The 19603-nt window shown below is 64.5% G+C and carries 19 protein-coding genes; 8 read left to right on the top strand and 11 right to left on the bottom strand.

Going from position 1 to position 19603, the window contains the following annotated elements; all coding sequences use genetic code 11:
• The 4 genes from EN943_RS22120 to EN943_RS22135 form a co-directional block, all read left to right on the top strand.
• Window positions 1-1350: glycerol-3-phosphate dehydrogenase/oxidase (locus EN943_RS22120; protein ID WP_164778312.1), on the top strand; the 1350-nt coding region annotated here is incomplete at its 5' end.
• Window positions 1341-2183, top strand: coding sequence for a class I fructose-bisphosphate aldolase (locus EN943_RS22125; protein ID WP_127414641.1), 843 nt, complete (start codon window positions 1341-1343; stop codon window positions 2181-2183). The genes EN943_RS22120 and EN943_RS22125, both read left to right, overlap by 10 nt.
• Before the next feature lie 22 nt (window positions 2184-2205).
• Window positions 2206-3720 (top strand): FGGY-family carbohydrate kinase, encoded by a 1515-nt coding sequence (locus EN943_RS22130; protein ID WP_127414642.1) that lies wholly within the window; start codon window positions 2206-2208, stop codon window positions 3718-3720.
• Window positions 3717-5333 carry a GMC family oxidoreductase gene (locus EN943_RS22135; RefSeq protein WP_127414643.1) on the top strand — a complete coding sequence of 539 codons (1617 nt, stop codon included), beginning with the start codon at window positions 3717-3719 and terminating at the stop codon, window positions 5331-5333. The genes EN943_RS22130 and EN943_RS22135 overlap by 4 nt, the downstream gene beginning before the upstream one ends.
• A gap of 12 nt (window positions 5334-5345) precedes the next feature.
• On the opposite strand, the gene EN943_RS22140 is transcribed toward EN943_RS22135, so the two are convergent.
• The gene (locus tag EN943_RS22140; RefSeq protein ID WP_127414644.1) at window positions 5346-6263 is read right to left on the bottom strand and encodes a LysR family transcriptional regulator; all 918 of its coding nucleotides are present in this window, start codon (window positions 6261-6263) and stop codon (window positions 5346-5348) included.
• A gap of 131 nt (window positions 6264-6394) precedes the next feature.
• Here EN943_RS22140 and EN943_RS22145 point away from each other — a divergent pair, with 131 nt between their 5' ends.
• Both EN943_RS22145 and EN943_RS22150 read left to right on the top strand, forming a co-directional pair.
• The gene (locus EN943_RS22145) at window positions 6395-7033 is read left to right on the top strand and encodes a DsbA family protein (protein ID WP_127414645.1); all 639 of its coding nucleotides are present in this window, start codon (window positions 6395-6397) and stop codon (window positions 7031-7033) included.
• 41 nt (window positions 7034-7074) lie between these two features.
• Window positions 7075-7686, top strand: a complete 612-nt coding sequence (locus EN943_RS22150) for an NAD(P)-dependent oxidoreductase (protein ID WP_127414646.1) — start codon at window positions 7075-7077, stop codon at window positions 7684-7686.
• Between the two features lie 25 nt (window positions 7687-7711).
• On the opposite strand, the gene EN943_RS22155 is transcribed toward EN943_RS22150, so the two are convergent.
• The 7 genes from EN943_RS22155 to EN943_RS22190 form a co-directional block, all read right to left on the bottom strand.
• Window positions 7712-8494 carry a hypothetical protein gene (locus EN943_RS22155; protein ID WP_127414647.1) on the bottom strand — a complete coding sequence of 261 codons (783 nt, stop codon included), beginning with the start codon at window positions 8492-8494 and terminating at the stop codon, window positions 7712-7714.
• Window positions 8495-8601: 107 nt separating this feature from the next.
• The gene (locus EN943_RS22160) at window positions 8602-9132 is read right to left on the bottom strand and encodes an L-2-amino-thiazoline-4-carboxylic acid hydrolase (RefSeq protein WP_127414648.1); all 531 of its coding nucleotides are present in this window, start codon (window positions 9130-9132) and stop codon (window positions 8602-8604) included.
• Between the two features lie 63 nt (window positions 9133-9195).
• Window positions 9196-9972 (bottom strand): ATP-binding cassette domain-containing protein, encoded by a 777-nt coding sequence (locus EN943_RS22165; RefSeq protein WP_127414649.1) that lies wholly within the window; start codon window positions 9970-9972, stop codon window positions 9196-9198.
• Entirely contained in the window at window positions 9969-10979 is a 1011-nt protein-coding gene (locus EN943_RS22170; protein ID WP_281060854.1) for an ABC transporter ATP-binding protein, read from the bottom strand. The genes EN943_RS22165 and EN943_RS22170 overlap by 4 nt, the downstream gene beginning before the upstream one ends.
• Window positions 10976-11806, bottom strand: a complete 831-nt coding sequence (locus EN943_RS22175; protein WP_127414650.1) for an ABC transporter permease — start codon at window positions 11804-11806, stop codon at window positions 10976-10978. Before EN943_RS22175 ends, EN943_RS22170 begins: the two co-directional genes overlap by 4 nt.
• Window positions 11803-12789, bottom strand: coding sequence for an ABC transporter permease (locus EN943_RS22180; protein WP_127414651.1), 987 nt, complete (start codon window positions 12787-12789; stop codon window positions 11803-11805). Before EN943_RS22180 ends, EN943_RS22175 begins: the two co-directional genes overlap by 4 nt.
• Before the next feature lie 252 nt (window positions 12790-13041).
• Window positions 13042-14652 carry an ABC transporter substrate-binding protein gene (locus EN943_RS22190; protein WP_127414652.1) on the bottom strand — a complete coding sequence of 537 codons (1611 nt, stop codon included), beginning with the start codon at window positions 14650-14652 and terminating at the stop codon, window positions 13042-13044.
• Between the two features lie 373 nt (window positions 14653-15025).
• Between EN943_RS22190 and EN943_RS22195 the strand changes: the two genes are divergently transcribed.
• Window positions 15026-16216, top strand: a complete 1191-nt coding sequence (locus EN943_RS22195) for a Xaa-Pro peptidase family protein (RefSeq protein WP_127414653.1) — start codon at window positions 15026-15028, stop codon at window positions 16214-16216.
• A 196-nt stretch (window positions 16217-16412) separates the two neighbouring features.
• Here the strand turns inward: EN943_RS22195 and EN943_RS22200 are convergent, their stop codons facing one another.
• Genes EN943_RS22200 through EN943_RS22210 form a run of 3 tightly spaced genes read right to left on the bottom strand, consistent with a single transcriptional unit; the run spans window position 16413 to window position 18910 of the window.
• Window positions 16413-16829, bottom strand: coding sequence for a cupin domain-containing protein (locus EN943_RS22200; RefSeq protein WP_127414654.1), 417 nt, complete (start codon window positions 16827-16829; stop codon window positions 16413-16415).
• Window positions 16830-16836: 7 nt separating this feature from the next.
• A complete protein-coding gene (locus EN943_RS22205) occupies window positions 16837-17700 on the bottom strand; it encodes a phosphoenolpyruvate hydrolase family protein (protein WP_127414655.1) in 864 nt (287 codons plus the stop codon).
• Window positions 17701-17713: 13 nt separating this feature from the next.
• The gene (locus EN943_RS22210) at window positions 17714-18910 is read right to left on the bottom strand and encodes a Tm-1-like ATP-binding domain-containing protein (RefSeq protein WP_127414656.1); all 1197 of its coding nucleotides are present in this window, start codon (window positions 18908-18910) and stop codon (window positions 17714-17716) included.
• A gap of 111 nt (window positions 18911-19021) precedes the next feature.
• Here EN943_RS22210 and EN943_RS22215 point away from each other — a divergent pair.
• On the top strand, window positions 19022-19603 hold a 582-nt coding region (locus EN943_RS22215), incomplete at its 3' end, for a TetR/AcrR family transcriptional regulator (RefSeq protein ID WP_164778313.1).

The following is a 19603-nucleotide window of genomic DNA, read 5'->3' on the forward strand; positions in this document are numbered from 1 at the left end:
TTCCTGGGGCTGACGCGGCGGCCTAGCCGGCGTGGCGCGCTGGTCATCAAGGCCGGGCTTGCCATGTATGACCTTTTCACAGCCGCACGGCGTTTGATGCCGACGCACAGGTTCAGGGGCCGCGCCGAAACCCTGAAGACATGGCCGGCGATCAATCCGGCGATCCGCAATTCGGCGACCTACTACGACGCCTGGGTAAGCCGGCCCGAACGCCTCGGCCTGGAGATGCTGCTGGAGGCCATGGCGAGCGCGGCGAACGCCCGCGCCTTGAACTACGCTCAGGTATCGTCGACAGGTGACGGCCTTGCCATTACCGACACGTTGACCGGCGAAGAACTGCCGGTGCGGGCGCAACTGGTCATCAACGCCACCGGCGGCTGGATCGACCTGACCAACAAGGCCATCGGGGCGGCGGCGCAGAGGATGATGGGCGGCACCAAGGGCTCGCATCTCATTGTCGACAACGCAGAACTGTTCGACGCGCTCGGCGGCCACATGGTCTATTACGAGAACGAGGACGGGCGCATCTGCATCCTGTTTCCCTATCTCGGCAAGGTGCTGATCGGCTCGACAGATATCCGTGTGGACGATCCGGACAAGGTCCGTTGCGAGGAGGATGAGCAGCACTACATCCTGCAGTCGCTCGCCTTCGTCTTCCCCTCGATTAAGATCACGGAAAACCAGATTGTGTTCCGGTTTGCAGGGGTACGCCCGTTGCCGGCCAGCGAGGACAGTTTTACCAGCCGAATACCGCGCGATCATTTTTGCGAGTTCGTGGAAGCGAGCCGGCATCTGCCGGCGACGTTGTGCATGATCGGCGGCAAGTGGACCACCTTCCGTTCGTTTGGAGCGCTGGCCGCCGACATGGCGTTGAAGCGGCTCGGCCTCGCGCGCAGCAAGGGCACGCAGGACATGGCCATCGGTGGCGGCCGCGATTTTCCCGCCGATCCGGACGCCTGGTGCGCATCATTCGCCGCCGAACACGGCCTGCCGGTCGAGCGCGCGCACACACTTCTGCAACGCTATGGCACGTCGGCCAGGGATTTCGCTTCGCACCCGGCGGGCGAACAGATGCTGCCGCAATCGGACTATTCGGCAAGCGAGATAGGACGCATCATCGAGCGCGAGCAGGTCGAGTGCCTTGCCGACCTGTTCCTGCGCCGCACCACCATCGCCATTTCGGGCGGTCTCAGCTTCGACCTCGTCAATGCCGTTCTCGACATGCTAGCGGCGCACAAGGGCTGGGGTGCCAGCGAGACCGCCACCGAGCGCTCGACCTTCCTCGCCTTGCTGGCCGGCCGGCACGGCATCGATCTCCAGACGCATCAAAGGAGCGCCCTATGCGTGTAAACAAGAAAGTCCGCATGAACCGGCTGTTCGGTGGCGGCCGCTGCCTCGACGTCGCCATCGATCATGGTGCCTGCAACGAGCCGAGTTTCCTTGCCGGGCTGGAAGACATGGCCGGTGTGGTCAACCAGCTGGTCAAGGCCGGCCCCGACGCCATCCAGATGAACTACGGCCAGGCCGATCTGCTGCAGGCCGTGCCTGGCAAGGACAAGCCGGCGCTGGTGATGCGCATCGACATGGGCAATCCCTATAACAAGATACGCCACCGGGCGATGTGGGCGGTGCTGCAGAACGAAGCCGAGCCCTTGCTTGGCGCCATCGAGATGGATGCGGCTTGCGCCGTGGTCAATCTGTTCATGCTGCCCGACGAACCGGACCTGTTCCGGCAATGCGTGCAGAACATCGCCCGCGTGCGCGCCGATTGCGAGAAATACGGCCTGCCGCTGATGATCGAGCCGCTGGCCATGCTGCCGGTCACTGAGCATGGCGGCTACATGGTCGACGGCGATGCCGAAAAGATCGTCACCTTGACCCGGCTTGCCCGCGAGATGGGTGCCGATATCGTCAAGGCCGACCCGACCACCGATCCCAACGACTTCCACCGCGTCGTCGAGGCGGCGCGCTGCCCGGTGCTGGTGCGTGGCGGCGGCAAGGAGGATCTGCGTGCCGTGTTCGACAAGTCGGCTGCCTTGATGGCACAGGGTGCGCTTGGCATGGTCTATGGCCGCAACATCTACCAGCACGCCAATCCGAGCGCTGTCGTGCGCGGGCTGATGGCGATCATTCACGACGATGCCGATGGCGGCACGGCCTGGGATCTGTACAACCAGGCATAGGCTGCGGCCTCGGGAGGCGCCAATGGCAAGCTATATCCTCGGTCTCGATGCCGGCAACACCGTCATCAAGGCCATCCTCTTCGACCTGTCCGGCCGCGAACTGGCATTCGCCGCCCATGACGGCCGCTCGTCCATGCCAAAGCCCGGACATGTCGAGCGCGACCTCGACGAACTCTGGCGCAACGCGGTTTCGGTCATCGGCCAATGCATCGCTGAAGCCGGCATCGACGCCGGCGAGATCGTTGCCATCGGCTGCGCCGGCCATGGCAACGGGCTCTACGCGCTCGATCGCACGGGCGCGCCATTGATCGGCATCCAGTCGCTCGACACACGCGCGGTCGACATCGTTGCCGAATGGGCAAAACAGAATGTCGGTGACCGCACCTATGCACACTGCCTGCAACGGCCGTGGGCGGCGCAGACGCCGACCTTGCTTGCCTGGCTCAAGCGCTTTTCGCCGGCTTTGTTTGCCGACATCGGAACTGTGTTCCTGTGCAAGGATTTCGTCGTCAACCGCCTGACAGGTGCGCGCAGCAGCGATACTTCAGATATGTCGGGCTGCGGCCTGCTGCAGATGCAGGATCGGCGCTACGAGCCGGACCTGCTTGCCGCCTACGGACTTGGCGATTGCATGGACCTGCTGCCGCCAGTGCTGGAATCGGCCGACATTGCCGGTCATGTCAGCGCGGAGGTGGCGGCCCTGACGGGACTGCGCGCCGGCACGCCGGTCGTCGCCGGGCTGTTCGATGTCGTCGCCAGCGCGGTCGGTTCGGGCGTGACCAGAACCGGTGCCGCCTCGGTCATCGCTGGAACCTGGAGCATCAACCAGGTCATCACCGACGAACCGATCCGCGACCCTTCGATCTTCATGCTGTCGACTTTCGATCGCCAGCGCTATCTGGCGATCGAATCCAGTGCGACCTCGGCCGCCAATCTCGAATGGATCGTTCGCGAGTTTCTCGAACATGGTGGCGAAGCCGGCAAGTCGCCGTTCGAATTGTGCAGCGAACTGGTGGCGTCCGTCGATCCCAACAGCGACATCCCGATCTATCATCCCTTCCTCTACGGCTCGCAGCAGAATGGCCATGCGCGCGCCGGCTTCTACGGCATCGCCGGCTGGCATAGTCGCGCCCATCTGCTTCGTGCGCTGTTCGAGGGCGTCGCCTTCGAGCATAAGCGCCATGTCGAGACCTTGCACAAAGCGGGCGCTGCTTTCGACCAGGTGGTGCTGTCCGGCGGGGGCTCCCGCAGCAGCGTATGGCCGCAGATCTTCGCCGATGTGCTCGGCGTGCCGGTCACCGTGGCGCGCAGCCGCGAAACCGGCGCGCTGGGAGCGGCGATCGCTGCCGGCACCGGCGTCGGCATTTTCGCGGACTACAGTGCCGGTGCCGCCGCCATGACAGCGGCGGCCCGACATTTTGTACCCAACGAGGCGGTTGCTCACGCATACGCACAGCGGTATCGACTCTACGGCGAGATCAACCAGGCGATGACCCCGATGTGGGAGCGCATCGCCGGACAGCAGGCGCGCACGTGACCGAAGCTTCACCGTCCCCGTTCGGCAGTTACGACTACGTCATCGTCGGTGCTGGCTCCGCCGGCTGCGTGCTCGCCAACCGGCTTTCGGCCGATCCGCGCAACAATGTGCTGCTGCTCGAGGCCGGCGGCAGCGACCGCTATCACTGGGTCGATATTCCGATCGGCTACCTCTTCTGCATGGGCAACCCGCGCACCGACTGGATGATGAAGACCGAGCCGGAAGCCGGTCTCAACGGGCGCAGCCTCAACTATCCGCGCGGCAAGGTGCTTGGCGGCTGTTCATCGATCAACGGCATGATCTACATGCGCGGCCAGGCAGCCGATTATGATGGCTGGCGCCAGGCCGGCAATGCCGGCTGGGGCTGGGACGATGTCCTGCCTTACTTCCTCAAGTCGGAGGACTTCCATGGTGGCAAGAGCGCCATGCACGGGAGCGGCGGCGAGTGGCGGGTCGAACGACAGCGGCTTTCATGGCCTATCCTCGACGCCTTCCGGGACGCTGCCGAGGAACTCGGCATTCCGCGCACCGAAGACTTCAATACCGGCACCAATGAAGGCTCGGGCTATTTCGAGGTCAACCAGAAGAAGGGCGTCCGCTGGAACACATCGAAGGCCTTCCTGCGTGGCATCGCGGCGCGCAAGAACCTGCGCGTGGTGCTCGGCGCGGAGACCGAACGGCTCGAATTCGACGGCCGGCGCGTCACCGGACTGGTTTTCCGCCAAGGTGACCGCCTGCATCAGGTCCGCTCTGGACAGACGATCCTTGCAGCCGGCGCCATCAACTCGCCCAAGCTGCTCGAACTGTCGGGGGTGGGCCACCCCGACCTGCTCTCGGGCATCGGCGTGGATGTTCGTCATGCCTTGCCAGGCGTCGGAGAAAACCTGCAGGACCATTTGCAGATCCGCACCGTCTTCAAGGTCGCCAACACTGCCACGCTCAACCAGCGCTACCACAATCTGGTCAGCCGTGCGTCGATGGGGCTGGAATACGCGCTCAAGCGCAGCGGGCCACTGTCGATGGCGCCAAGCCAGCTCGGCATCTTCGCCAGGAGCGATCCGCGCCTCGCAACGCCCGACCTCGAATATCATGTGCAGCCACTGAGCACCGACCGGCTGGGCGAGCCGCTGCATCGCTTTCCCGCGGTCACCGTCTCGGTCTGCAATCTGCGTCCGGAAAGCCGGGGCAGCGTGCACATGGGTTCAGCTGACGCGCGGGAGGCGGCGAAGATCCGACCGAACTATCTTTCCACCGAGGGAGACCGCAGCGTGGCCGTCGCGTCGTTGCGCCATGTCCGCAGTCTGATGAAGGCCCGCGCGGTGGCGCGCTTTGCGCCGGAAGAGATGCTGCCCGGCACGCAGTATGACAGCGATGAAGAGCTCATCCGCAAGGCCGGCGATATCGGCACGACGATTTTCCACCCCGTCGGCACCTGCAAGATGGGTTCGGATTCGATGGCGGTGGTCGACGACGGCCTGCGTGTTCACGGGCTTGGCGGGCTGCGCGTGGTCGATGCCTCGATCATGCCGACAATCGTCTCGGGCAACACCAACTCGCCGGTCGTCATGATCGCGGAAAAGGCAGCCGAGATGATCCTGCAAGAGGCCCGCTGACCGCCATCGGCTTCAAGCCGTGGCAACACCGCGCGATCGCCGCCTCTCGGCCGCCGCGAGCAGATCGACGAAGGTGCGCACCTTGGCGGGCCGGAACCGGGCCGGCGGAAAGACCGCGTGAATGCCGCCTGACGGCAGGCTCCAGTCGGCAAACACCGACACCAGCCGCCCCTCGGCGATATCGTCGCTGACGCTGTAGTCCGGAAAGACGCCGAGCCCGATGCCGACGAGCACGCAAGCCAGGGCGGCGGGGCTCTTGTCGCACATGATCACCGGATTGAGTTCGGTCAGCACCGTCTCGCCATCCCTGGAAAACAGCCATTGGCCGATGCCGCGCAACTGGGTGTTGCCGACCCAGGCCAGCGATCTTGCCTGGCGCGGCGTCACATCGGGCGGCAGGCTCGCCGCGAAGCCAGGGCTCGCCACCACGGTTTGCCGGATCGTCCCCAGGCGCCGCGCCTGGTTCGAGGAATCGGTGAGCCAGCCGACACGGATGCCGAGATCGATCTGCTCGTCGACCAGATTGGCGACCGCGTCGTCGAAGATCGCCTCGACGCGCATGTGCGGATAGGTTCTGAGATAGGCCGCCATGACCGGAGCCACCATCTTGGTGCCGTAGTCGAGTGGCGCTGTCAGCCTCAGCGTTCCGCTCGGTTCGACGGCCCCGCGCGAGATTTCGCCATAGGCCGCCTCCGCTTCCCGCAGGATGATCATTGCGCGGTCATAGAAGAGGCGACCCTCTTCGGTCGGCGTGACACGCCGGGTCGTGCGCTGCAGCAGCGTTGCACCCAGTTCCTCTTCCAGCTTGCCGATCTGATGGCTGACCACGGCCTTGGCGACGCCAAGCCGGTCGGCTGCGGCAGTGAACGAGCCGGTTTCCATCACCGTGGTGAAGTAGGCGAGCCGATTGAGGTTCAGAAGTTCGGCCAAGCTGGCTGCCCTTTGTATGATCAGATCAGACAGTTTGTATAATTGGGTGCCATTTATCGCAAGGCCGCCGTCTGCCACATATGAGCGACGGCCTCGATGAGTCCGGTAGCCGGACAGGAATGGCAGCGACCATGAGCAATTCAGAAGTGACCTATCTTTTCGATCCGCTCTGCGGCTGGTGCTATGGTGCCGCCCCGATGCTCGACCGGTTGTCGGCCACCGGCGTGCGCGTCGAACTGCTGCCGACCGGCCTGTTTTCCGGCGCCGGCGCGCGGCCGATGGATGAAGGTTTTGCGGCGCACGCCTGGGCGAACGACCAGCGCATCGAGCGCTTGACCGGGCAGCCGTTCACGCCGGCCTACCGGCACAATGTCCTCAATGTCCGTGGCACCCTGCTCGATTCGCATGCCGCCACACTCGGCATCAGTGCCGCTGGCCTGGAAGACCCCAGCCGCCGGTTTGCGGCGCTGAAGACGATCCAGCATGCGCGCTATGTAGAAGGACGCGATGTCGTGACGATCGGCGGTGTGGCCGAGGTGCTCGCCGCCGCCGACATGGCGGACGCCGCCGAAATGCTCAAGGCGCCAACTGAAACATTGCTGACGGCTCACCGCGATCTGGTTGGCCGTGGCGGTGCGCTGTTCCAGCGCCTGCATGCCGATGGCGTACCTTCGCTCTCGGTCATCCGCAATGATGCGCCCCGGCTCATCGGTTCGAACGCACTGTTCGGCAGCTTCGACAATCTCGTCGCCCATATCGCGGCGGCGTGATCCCAGCCTCCAGACCCCCAACAAGGAACAAGGAAACAGACATGGCAAAAGTCGCTCTCATTGGTGCATCGGGCGCCGTCGGTTCGCGCCTTCTCAGGGAACTCTCCGATCGCGGCCACACCGTCACCGGCATTGCGCGCAACCCGGAAAAGATCGTCGCGCTTCCGGGCGTGACGGCGAGGAAGGGCGATGTCTTCGACAGACAAGGTCTCGCTGACCTGCTCCGCGGCCATGACGCGGTGATCAGCTCCGTGCATTTCCTGGACAGCGATGCCGATACGCTGATCGAGGCGGTGCGCGCCTCCGGCGTGAAGCGCTATCTCGTCGTCGGCGGCGCCGGCAGTCTCGAAGTCGCGCCCGGCAAGCGGCTGGTCGATAGCCCCGACTTCCCGGCGATCTACAAGGCAGAAGCGCAGAAGGGCGCCGACTTTCTCGACAGATTGAAGACGGTCGACGACCTCGATTGGACGTTCCTGTCGCCATCCGCCATGTTCGTGCCTGGCGAGCGCACCGGCAAATTCCGCCTCGGCAAGGACACGCTTCTCGCCTCCGACAAGGGCAGCAGCATTTCCTTCGAGGACTACGCGATCGTCATGGTCGACGAGATCGACGAGCCGGCCCACAGCAGGCAGCGCTTCACCGTCGGCTATTGAGCGAACAGGTGGTGGCGGCCGAGCCTCAATCGAGGCCGGCCGACGCCAGCCGCATCAGCGCTTCACGGACACCGGCACGCCGGTAGGTCTCGGTGACGAGCCCGTCCTGCCTCAGCGCCTCGCGACGGCGTTCGACAAAGGCACGTTCGTCGCCGGTCAGGTCGTGCTCTCGCTTGCGGAGCCATTCCTGATAGGACGGATCGATCTCCTTGACCGGCTTGGCCGCCGTCGAAACCGAAGCCGGCCGGTTGTCGGTATAGCGAGGCCGCAAGGCACTGTCGGGGTTGTATTCGGTTCGCTTGTCGTTGCCTGAAATGACCAGGTCCGGGTCCGAAACCCGGCCCGACGGGCTGTAGACGAACGCCGAGACAATCCGGTCGAGCGCCGCGTCGACTTCCTTCGGCCGGTGCACGACGTCTCGCGGTTGGCGATCGGGGACGGCAAGCCGGGTGATGCCACGATCGTTGATGGCGTCGAGCACCTCGCGGTGATCGCGCGAGGTGATGACCTCGCGCCGGGCCGGCCAGAAATCATAGGGCGCATGCGCGCCATAGCCCTTGCCGATGTGGAAGGCATAGATTTCCGGGTAGACCGTCAGCTCTGTGCGGCGGCTCGGCTTGACGTCGTAGAACGAGGTGATGGCAATCTGCAGCAGATGGGTGGCGCCGATGCCGCCAAGCGCATCGTCGATCACCAACCCGAAACGGTCATGCGGGTTCCAGTCCGGCAAGGCCTCGGCGATCGAAGCGGGCTTGCCGTCGATCTCGACATCGAACATGTTCGCTTTCAACAATGTCACGACGTGCATTATTGTCCCTCCTCGATGAGGCCGCCGATTCGTGATGCTCGATAAGAACAAGGAAGGGGCTCGCTGTCACCTTGTTCGGCTTCCGCCAACAGCATCGCCAATCCCCGTCAGTTCGATGAGGCGCGGCCCTCATCCATGCTGGCTCTGTTTGTCAGGGCGATATGACAGCAGCCGGAGCCGTGGCCCGGCGTCCAGGTGACATTGTCGAAACCCACCCCAGTCGCCTCGAACAGGCCGCGGTCGAAGGCGCCGGCAATGCGGCAGAGCGTGGCTAGTTTTTCGTCGCCAACACCGGCTTCGACCCAGGCGTCCTTCAGAGGACAGCGCTTCACCCTGAAGGCGATGCGGTCATCACTGCGTTCGACGTCGGTCGGATACATCAGGCCGCCATCCGGGCTGACGGCGAGCAAGGCTTCGCCGATGGCGCGTGCGTCATTGGGGCCAAAGCTGGCGAAGGCGGCAGCCGCGACTTCCTTGCCGCGCTGTTCGATGGCGCGGATCATGATCGCTTCGGCCTTTTCGGCGCCCAGCTCGCCGGTCAGTTCGTCGAGGAACAGGCGGTAGAGATCGGCGCGGTTGCGGAAGGCGGAATCGAGTTCGCGCGACAGTTTTTCGGCTCTGGCTTCGGCGTCGGTCATGTTGCGTCCTGGTTTGTTGTTTGACCATGATCTTGTCCGAAAACCGGATCCCACTTTTCGGGATCATGGTCCGGTCCGGTTCAATCTCGGTGCTGCCGCCACCAACGCCTTGCCAATGGCCGATTGCGGTGCGTCGATGACGGTTCGGGCATCGCCGTTCTCGGCAACCCGGCCGGCGTCGAGAAGGATGACGCGGTGGGCGACCGACCTGATGACGCCGAGATCATGTGAAATGAAGAGATAGGCGATCTTTTCCTGGCGCTGCAGGTCGAGCAAAAGCTCGAGGATCTCCCCGCGCACGGAGACGTCGAGCGCCGACACCGCCTCGTCGAGCACGATCAGCGATGGCTTTGTGGCAATGGCGCGGGCAATGGCGACGCGCTGCCGCTGGCCGCCGGAGATCTCGTGGATGGCACGCGGGGCGAGGTCCGCCGTCAGCCCGACGCGCTCCAGCAAGGCGGCGATGCGGCGCGGGCGCTCGGCGCGGGAGGCGATGCCATGGATGCGTAAGGGATCGTCGAGCACACGCGCCACCGTGGCGCGAGGGTTGAAGGCGGCAAGCGGGTCCTGGAACACCATCTGCAGGCGTGCACGGCGCGCTCGCAGTGCCGCGCTGCGCAGGGCCAGGAAATCGTCGCTTTCGAATTCGATGCGCCCGGCGTCCGGCTCGATCAATCGCAGCACCAGCCGCGCGATCGTCGACTTGCCGCTGCCGGAAGGTCCGGCCAACGCCAGCGTTTCGCCGGGCTCGATGTGAAAGGAGACATCATCGACGGCAGCGATGGTGTTGTCGCCGCGACGGTAGCGCTTGGTGAGGTTGGACACCGCCAGCAGGCTCATGCGTGGAGTCCGGCTCGGTCCAGCAATGGCTTGGTGTCGAGACCGATATGGGCGTCGAGCAATGCGCGCGTATAGGGCTGGGCCGGGGCGCCGACAATCTGCGCCGTCATGCCAAGCTCGACCAGCTGGCCATGGCGGAAAACGGCGATGCGCTCGGCAAGCTCGGCCGCCAGCGCGATGTCATGGCTGATGAACAGCAGCGTCATGCCGTCCTCGGTCACCAGGCGTTGGATCAAGGCGACGATCTCGGCCTGCACGATGGTATCGAGCGCGCTGGTCGCTTCGTCGGCGATCAGCAATTTCGGACCGGCCGCAATGGCTGCTGCGATCGCCACACGCTGCTTCTGGCCGCCGGAAAGCTGATGCGGGAAGGCGCGCAAGGCCGAGTCCGGGTCCGGCAGGCGGACGCGCTCCAGCAGGCTTTTGGCCCTGGCATGGGACTGGGACCAGGTGAGGCCGAGATGCGTGCGCGCGACTTCGGCGATTTGCTTGCCGATGGTCATCACAGGATCGAGGCTGGCCGAGGGATCCTGGAAGACGAAGCCGATGTCGCGGCCGAGGCGGGGCACTCCACCGCGAAGATGAAAAGGCTGGCGCTCTGCGGCGCCCCCCTCTGTCCTGCCGGACATCTCCCCCACTTGGGGGGAGATTGCACTGTCGCCACCGCTTTCGCCTATCTCCAGCGCTGCAGAGGGAGAGCCGGCGACGGAGCTGCCGATCTCCCCCCTTGTGGGGGAGATGTCCGGCAGGACAGAGGGGGGCGCCTGGACACCCAAGGTTGGTTGTGTTCGCCAGAACCAATCAATGCGGCCTTCAATCCTGGACGATGCCGGCAGCAGCCCTGCAATCGCCAACGCCAGCGTGCTCTTGCCCGAACCGCTTTCGCCGATGATGGCGAGGCGTTCGCCAGCCTCTATGTCGAGGCTGACACCCCTCAGCGCCGTCACCTCGCTGCCGTCACGGCGGTAGGTCACCGTCAGGTCGCGGATTGTAGCCAGGGTGGTCACGACATGCCTCTCCTGACCGCCGTCGTCTCGACGATGCCTTCACCGGCGAGATAGATACCCAGCACAGTCAGCACCAGCGCTATGCCCGGGACGATCGACAGGAAGGGTGCGGTGCGCAGGACGGCGCGGCCTTCGGCGATCATGCCGCCCCAGGTGACCCGGTTGGGATCGCCGAGGCCGAGGAACGACAAGGCCGCTTCGGTGAGGATCGCGGCGGCGACGATCACCGACGACATCGCCAGCACCGGCGGCAAGGCATTGGGCAGCACCTCGCGAAAGGCGATCGCCAGCGGGTGCATGCCGATGACCCTGGCCCCGGCGACATAATCGCGTTCGCGAATGGAGAGGACTTCCGCGCGGGCGACCCGGGCAGGTCCGGTCCAGGTGCCGAGCGCGATGGCAATCACGACGATGCCGAGCGACGGTCCGACGACGCTGACGAAGGCCAGTGCCAGCAGGAAGCTAGGCACGGTCTGGAAGGCGTCGGTGATGCGCATCAGCACCTCGTCGACGAGGCCGCCGGCAAAGCCGGCCAATGTGCCGACCACGGCGCCGACGACGATGGCGGCGGCCGCGGCCGCGAGCCCGACGGCCAGCGATGTGCGGGCGCCATGAAAAAGCTCGGCCAATACGTCGCGACCGAGCCGGTCGGTGCCGAGCGACAGCGACCAGTCCTGGAACGGCGGCAGCAGCGCCGGCCCGGCGATGGCCTGCGGATCGCCGGGGAATAGCAGCGACGCCAACAGCGCCATGGCGATCAGCGCCACCAGGAGGATGGCGCCGGCGACCGCCTCGGGCGTGCGCAGAAAGCGGCGGAGCGGGCTCACGCACCGGCCTCGCTGGCGCCGACGCGCGGGTCGAGGAAGGCATAGGCGATGTCGACGGCAAGGTTGATGACAATGACCAGCACGGCGCTGGTGAGAATAATGCCAAGCAGAAGCGGCGTATCGCGGGAGGCGACTGCCTCCTGCGCCAGCCGGCCGAGGCCGGGCACGGAAAACACGCTCTCGATGACGACGCTGCCGCCGAGCATCTGCGCCGACTGCAAGCCGAGCATGGTGACCAGCGGCAGCAATGCGTTGCGGGCGACGTGGGCGAGCACGATGCGGCGGCGCGAAAGCCCCTTGGCACGGGCGGCCAGCACGAAATCCAGGCGCCAGACCTCGGCCATGCCGGCACGCATCATGCGCAGATAGAGCGCCAGATAGATGAAGCCGAGGGCGGAAACGGGCAGGACGAGATGAGTGGCGATGTCGGCGGCGCGGTCGAGACCGGTCTTGTCAGAGGCCAGGGTTTCGATGCCGCCGATCGGCAGCCAGCGCAGGTCGACGGCAAAGACGACGATCAGCACCAGTCCGAGCCAGAAACCCGGCACGGCATAGAGCGCCAGCGAGCCGATCGACAGGAAGCGGTCGCGGAAACTTCCCGGCCGCGCGCCGGCATAGATGCCGAGTGCCGAGCCGAGCCCGAAGGAGAGCGCGGTGGCGCTGACCATCAAAAGCAGCGTGTTGGGCAGGCGTTCGAGGATGACGTCGCGGATCGGTCGGGAGAAGGTTACCGACTGGCCGAGATCGAGATGCAGCAGCGCCCAGAGATAGTTGGCCAGCCGCGTCAGTTCCGACTGGTCGAGGCCCCAGCGATGGCGCAACAGCTCGATCATGCCGGCGTCGCCGCCGGTCGAGACGATATAGGCGTCGACCGCATCACCGGGGGCCGCTTCGAGCAGCAGGAAGGTGCCGACGACGACGATCAGCAGCACGAATATGCTGCCGACGAGGCGACGGCGGATGAGGGTGAGGGCGCGGGTCATGGCGGCGTCGGAGCAACACGCTGGTCAGAATTGCGCCTAGGCACCCCCCTCTGTCCTGCCGGACATCTCCCCCTCAAGGGGGGAGATTGGCTGTCATTTTCGGCGTCGCCAATCTCCAACGTTGAAGAATTCGCGGGACAGACAAGCTGATGATCTCCCCCCTTGAGGGGGAGATGTCCGGCAGGACAGGGGGGGGCCTCGTAGAGCTCGATGCCTACGATGATTTCGCGAATTTTCATCCGCGTAAGTCTGTCACGATTCCAAATACGTGTCCGCCCAGTTCGACACCGCCCAGCGCGGGTTGTTGGCGATGTTGCCGACGGTATCGCGCGCGACGCTGATAAAACTCCATTCGGCGACGTTGATCAGCGGCAGGTCGGCGGCCACCTCCTTCTGGAACTCCTTGTAGAGGTTGGTGCGGGCTGATGCGTCGAGCGTCTCGGATGCCTTGGCGATGAGCGCATCGAGCGCGTCGTTCTTGTAGCCGCCCTGGTTGGAGAACGGCACGCCGTCGGGAATGCCGCTCTGCACCAGGATGGTGGTCGAGATCGCCGGGTCGCCGCGGAACACCGGCGGGCCGACCGCGAGGTCGAAGGCGTGGTCGGTGTAGACCGCCTTGATGTGCGCGGCCGAGTCGTTGTTGACCAGCTGAGCGTCGATGCCGATGGCGGCGAGCGCCTGGCGCAGATAGTCGCCGAACTGCTTGGTCTCGTTGAAATAGGGCGCGGGCAGCAGTTTCAGCGAAAAGCGGTTGCCGTCGGCGCCTTTCTTGTAGCCGGCCTCGTCGAGCAGCGCGTTGGCCTTGGCGATGTCGAAGGCATAGGTCGGCACATCGGCGGTGTAGAATTGCGGATCGTTCTTCGGCACCGGACCGGTGGCCGTGGCGGCATAGCCGAGGAACACCGTCTTGACGACGAAATCCTTGTCGATGGCGTGCGCGATCGCCTGGCGCACTTTCACGTCGGCCAGTTCCTTGCGGCGATGGTTGATCTCGACGACGAGTTGATAGGTCAACGCTTCGTAGCCCTTGGAGATCACCTTCAGGCCCGGCACTTTCGAGATGCGGTCGAGATCGGCCAGCGGCACGGCGGAAAAGGCTGCGAGCTGGATCTCCTCGGCCTCCAGCGCGCTCGCCGCTGACGTGCGGTCCGGCAGCACCTGATAGATGATCTCGTCGAGATAGGGCTCGTCCTTGCCCCAGTAGTCGGTGTTCTTCGTCAGCCGGTAATATTGGCCGGCCTTGTACTCGCCGAATTTGAACGGCCCGGTGCCGATCGGCGCGTTGTTGGCCGGGTTGTCCTCGATCTTGCCGACCTCATAGATGTGCTTCGGCACCACGCTGCTCAACGCCGGCAGCGCGTTGCGGATCAGCTGGAACGGCGTCGGCTTGGCGAATTTGAACACGGCGGTGAGATCGTCCGGGGTGTCGACGCTGGCCAGATCCTTGAACACGGTGCGGCCGAGATTCTGCAGCGGCTTCCAGATCTGCAGCGCCGAGAAGGCGACGTCGGCCGAGGTGAACGGCTTGCCGTCATGCCATTTGACGCCGTCGCGCAGTTTGAACGTCACCGAGAGCCCGTCGGCGGCACCCTCCCAGCTCAGCCCCAGCCGTGGCGCGAGCCCGTCTTTGCCGTCGAAGGAGGCTTCGGCCAGCGTTTCGACGATCTTGCTGGAGATGAAGAACACGCCGTTGGAGGCGACAATCGCCGGATTGAGGTTGCGTGGTTCGGAATCGGCGGCAAGCACCAGCCGGCCGCCCTTCTTCGGTGTCTGCGCCCAGCCCGGTGTCGGCATGGCGGTGGAGGCCAGCAGCATTGCCGAGCCGGCAAGCATCGTGCGTCTGGAAATCGTGAAACCTGACATGATCGAACTCCGTCCTCTCCGCGACCCGGTCGGGTGCGCCAATACCCCTCGGATGCCGGCAAGCCCGCCAGCGTCCTTGCGGCGGCGATTATGAGCCTTGCCGAGGGTTTCGCCAGAGACGGAATTGGCGCATCCTCGCTTGGCTTTGAAATTTTCGTCCGCTGGACCAGTTGGAACATGCGGCTCAATTCGATCAATCTGGTAGGACCAGTTTGATCGAATATGCGATGGACGACGATATGATGACATCGAACATTGCTGTTTTCCCTATTTCTGGCTGGACCAGAACGGGCAAAATGGTGCAGATTTGAGCCATAGCCAGAGGATCGCGAGCGGAACCGCCGGCGATCCCAGGCAATTCAGGGAGAGAAAGATGAACATTGCTCCGGGCAAGAATGCCGTCGGCAATATCCCGTTCGACCAGGCAAGGGTCGACCGGCTGATGGACGAGGCCGGCATCGATGTGCTGCTCGCCACCTCCAAGCACAACACGCAATATCTGCTGGGCGGCTACAAGTTCATCTTCTTCGCCGCCATGGATGCGATCGGCCACAGCCGGTATCTGCCGATCGTCGTGTACGAAAAGGGCGGGCCGGACCATGCCGCCTATATCGGCAACCGCATGGAGGGCGGCGAGCATCAGAACAACCCGTTCTGGACGCCGACGCTGCACGCCGCCTGCTGGGGCACGCTCGACGCCGCCAATCTCGCCGTCGAACATCTGCAAAAGATCGGCAAGGCCGGCGCCCGCATCGGCATCGAGCCTGGCTTCCTGCCGTCGGACGCCTATACGCTGATCCGCAAGGCGTTACCGGATGCCAGGCTGATCGACGCGACCGACATGCTGGAGCGCATGCGCGCCATCAAGACCGATGCGGAGCTGGAGAAGCTGCGCACGGCCTCCGAACTGATCACCGATTCCATGCTGGCGACTATCCAATGGGCGCGCGAAGGCACGACCAAGAGCGAGATCATCGAGCAGCTGCGGCGCGAGGAAACCAATCGCGGTATCCATTTCGAATATTGCCTGCTGACGCTGGGCTCCAGCCACAACCGCGCCGCTTCACCGCAGGCGTGGAAAAAAGGCGAGGTGCTGTCGATCGATTCCGGCGGCAACTATCACGGCTATATCGGCGACCTCTGCCGGATGGGCATTCTCGGCGAACCGGATGCCGAACTGGAAGATCTGCTGGCCGAGATCGAGACGGTGCAGCAGGCGGCCTTCTCAAAAGTCAAAGCGGGCACGCTGGGCGGCGACATGATTTCCCATGCCGAGGGCGTGCTGAAGGCTTCGAAGGTCGCGCCCTACACGGATTTCTTCGCCCATGGCATGGGCCTGATCACGCATGAGGCGCCGTTCCTGATGACCAACCACCCGGTGACCTATGAAGGCACCTATGCGGCCAAGCCGCTGGAGAAGAACATGGTGCTTTCGGTGGAGACGACCATGCTCCACCCGACGCGCGGCTTCATCAAGCTGGAGGACACGCTGGCGGTTACCGAAACCGGCTATGTGATGTTCGGCGACCGGGGCAGGGGTTGGAACAGAGACGCGAGCGCCTAGCTGTTATTGAGGCTGCTGCCCCCTCACCCGGATTGCCATCCGAATTGCGAAAAGCAATTCGGGGCAATCCGACCTCTCCCCGAGGGGAGAGGAGGGAGCCGGCGATGATGCTCGTCTCTTCTCCCCTCGGGGAGAAGGTGGCCGCGAAGCGGCCGAATGAGGGGGCCCGCCAGCAAACGCGGGAACCGAGGAAAGGTCACTGCCCCGGCGGGATCAGCCTGAAATCCGGCAGCTCACGCAAAACCAGTTCAGGTCCTGCCGGCGAATAGACGACGAACAGCTGCATCGGTCCATCGCCGGTGTTGAGCGTCGAGTGGAAGCGGCTTTCCGGCACATAGATGGTGCAGCCGGGGCCAACTTTTGCGACCACCGGATTGCCCTTTTCGTCCTCGACCATCTGCTCGCCATGACCGGAGATGACGAAGATGATTTCCTCGGCGCCCGGATGATTGTGGCGCGTGTGACCCTTGCCGGAAGGCAGGTCGACGACGCCGCCGGAAAAGCGGGTCGCGCCATTCACTTCGGGCGCCACCGTCAGCGCCAATTTTCCCCAGTCGAAGCCGAAGGCGCTGACGTCCTTCGGGTAGACAAATACCTTGCTCGTGTCAGTCATCGTCTCATCATCCCTTCTTTTTCTTCGTGGCCATCCCGCCACCAAGTGTCACTGCCTTGAAATCAGCGGTCTGCTTGGCGATCGCGGCTTCCGCCGGCAGCCGTTCCATAGAGCTTGCGCCATAGAAGCCGTGCAGGCCCTTGGCATGGGAGAGGACGTAGCGGGCGTCGTCCGGCATCGAGATCGGCCCGCCATGGCAAAGCAGGATGATATCCTTGCGCACCGAGCGCGCCGCATTGGCGATGGCGTCGATCTCGACGATGCAGTCGTCGAGCGACTTGGCCGAGGTGGCGCCGATCGAGCCGCCTGTCGTCACACCCATATGGGCGACGACGATGTCGGCGCCGGCCTTGGTCATGGCGCGGGCCTCATCCGGGTTGAAGACATAGGGCGTGGTCAAGAGGTCGAGCTTGTGCGCCTCGGCGATCATGTCGACCTCGAGGCCGAAGCCCATGCCGGTCTCCTCGAAGCTCTGCCGCATGCTGCCGTCGAACAGACCGATGGTGGGAAAATTCTGCACGCCGGAAAAGCCCATCGTCTTCAGCTCGGCCAGCAGCAGCGGCATGATGACGAACGGGTCGGTGCCGTTGACGCCGGCAAGCACCGGCGTGTGTCTGACCACCGGCAGCACCTCATAGGCCATTTCCTTGACGATCTCGTTGGCATTGCCATAGGCGAGCAGGCCGGCGGCCGAGCCGCGCCCGGCCATGCGGTAGCGGCCGGAATTGTAGATGATGATGAGGTCGATGCCGCCGGCCTCTTCGGCCTTGGCCGACAGACCGGTGCCGGCGCCGCCGCCGACGATCGGCACACCCTTGTCGATCATTCCCCTGAATTTCTTCAATATGTCCTTGCGCGGTATGGCGGGCATTTTTGGAGATCTCTCACTGTCTGGCGATGTCGAGGAAGGCTGATGTTGCAGCCTTGGCGAATTCCGGGTCGTTGATATGCAGCGGCAGGCGCGTCACGCGGCGCTTGCCGTCGGGCTTGATGGTGCGTTCGATGGCTTCGAACAGAACGGCGTCGGCTTCCGGGTCGAAGAAGGCGCCGCCTTCGATGTCGAGCGCCGAGACGCCTTTTTCCGGAATGAGAAAATGCACCGGCCCCTCGCAGCGGGCGAGCCTTGTGCCGATCCACTCGCCGATCGCACGGCATTCGTCCGCCGTGGTGCGCATCAGCGTGACGTCGGGATTGTGTTCGTAGAACAGCCGATCGCGATAGGGCTCCGGAATGGTCGAAGGCGCCCAGAAGTTCACCATGTCGAGCGCGCCGACGGAGCCGACATAGGGCAGCCCGGTGCGAGCGATGGCGCCGAAACGATCGTCAGTCGCCGGCAAAACACCGCCGAACAGGAGGTCGCAGACTTCGGTCGTGGTGATGTCGACGACGCCGGACAGCAAGCCGCTGTCGGCCAGCTTTTCCATGCTGCGGCCGCCAGTGCCGGTGGCGTGGAAGACCATGCAGTCATAGGTCGAACGGAGCTGGTCGGCGATGGCGGTCACGCAAGGCGTGGTGACGCCGAACATGGTGAGGCCGATCGATGGTTTGCCGCCGGGTGGCGGCGCCGGGCTGGCCGCCATGCCTGATATGGCTTGAGCCGCATTGTGCAGCACGACACGGGAGAGCCGGTTCAGTCCGGCCATGTCGGTCACCGCCGGCATCATGATGATGTCGGAGACATCGACGTAGGGTGCGGTATCGCCGGAGGCGAGCGTCGAGACCATGATCTTGGGCAGGCCGAGCGGCAGGGCGCGCATGCCCGACGTGATGATCGATGTGCCGCCACCGCCGCCGATGCCGATCATGGCTGCGATGTCGTTGCGCGATTGGGCAAAGCGGGCGAAGGCGATGCCCATCGCGGCGACCGCGGCGCCACGATCATTGCCGCCGAGCACCGCGTCACGGCCGCCGGGATGATGGTCGGCGATTTCCCTCGCTCTGATGTCGACGGGGATGGTTGCGTCGCGCGTTCCGACATCGACACGACAAACCAGGGCGCCCGCAGCAGTGATCGCATCGGCCAGGAAGGCGAGTTCCTCGCCCTTGGTGTCCGCGGTACCCACCACATAGATACGCTTCATTGCGCTCTCCCAATCCTGGCAGGCGCGATGCCGCCTCCATCGCTCATTGCCTTGGCCGCTCGACGATGCGGACACCATTGCAAATTTTTGAGACGCGCGTATCATATTGGCATGGATGTCTCACGTCAACAATCCGCTGCGAATGACGAGGCTGAACGGGCAACCGGCCCAGTGCCCGAACGTGGGCCGCGCGCGCGGACGAAACGGCTGATGCTGGAGACGGCAACAAGGCTGATGCAGGCGGGCGTCACGCCCTCGGTCAGCGAGGTCGCCGAGGCGGCCGAGGTTTCCCGCGCCACCGCCTATCGTTACTTCCCGAGCCAGTCGGCACTGGTGCAGGCCGTCGTCGATGAGGGGCTGGGGCCAATCCTCACCTGGCAATCGACCTCCGCCGATGCCGAACGCCGGGTCGCCGAGCTGTTCGATACGGCCATGCCGCGCATCGAGGCCTTCGAAGCCACGTTCAAGGCAGCGCTGAAATTGTCGCTCGATCAATGGGCGCGGCGTCAGGCCGGCACGTTGGGCGGTGAGCCCGCCTTTACGCGCGGCCATCGTATCGACTTGCTGAAAGATGCGATCGCGCCGCTCAAGGGGCGTTTGCCGCCGCGCGACTTCAAGCGGCTGGCGCAGGCGCTGTCGCTTATCTTCGGCGTCGAGGTGCTGATCGTGCTCAAGGATATATGGGGGCTGGAC

The sequence above is a fragment of the Mesorhizobium sp. M7A.F.Ca.US.006.01.1.1 genome, from assembly GCF_003997935.1.
GTDB lineage: Bacteria > Pseudomonadota > Alphaproteobacteria > Rhizobiales > Rhizobiaceae > Mesorhizobium.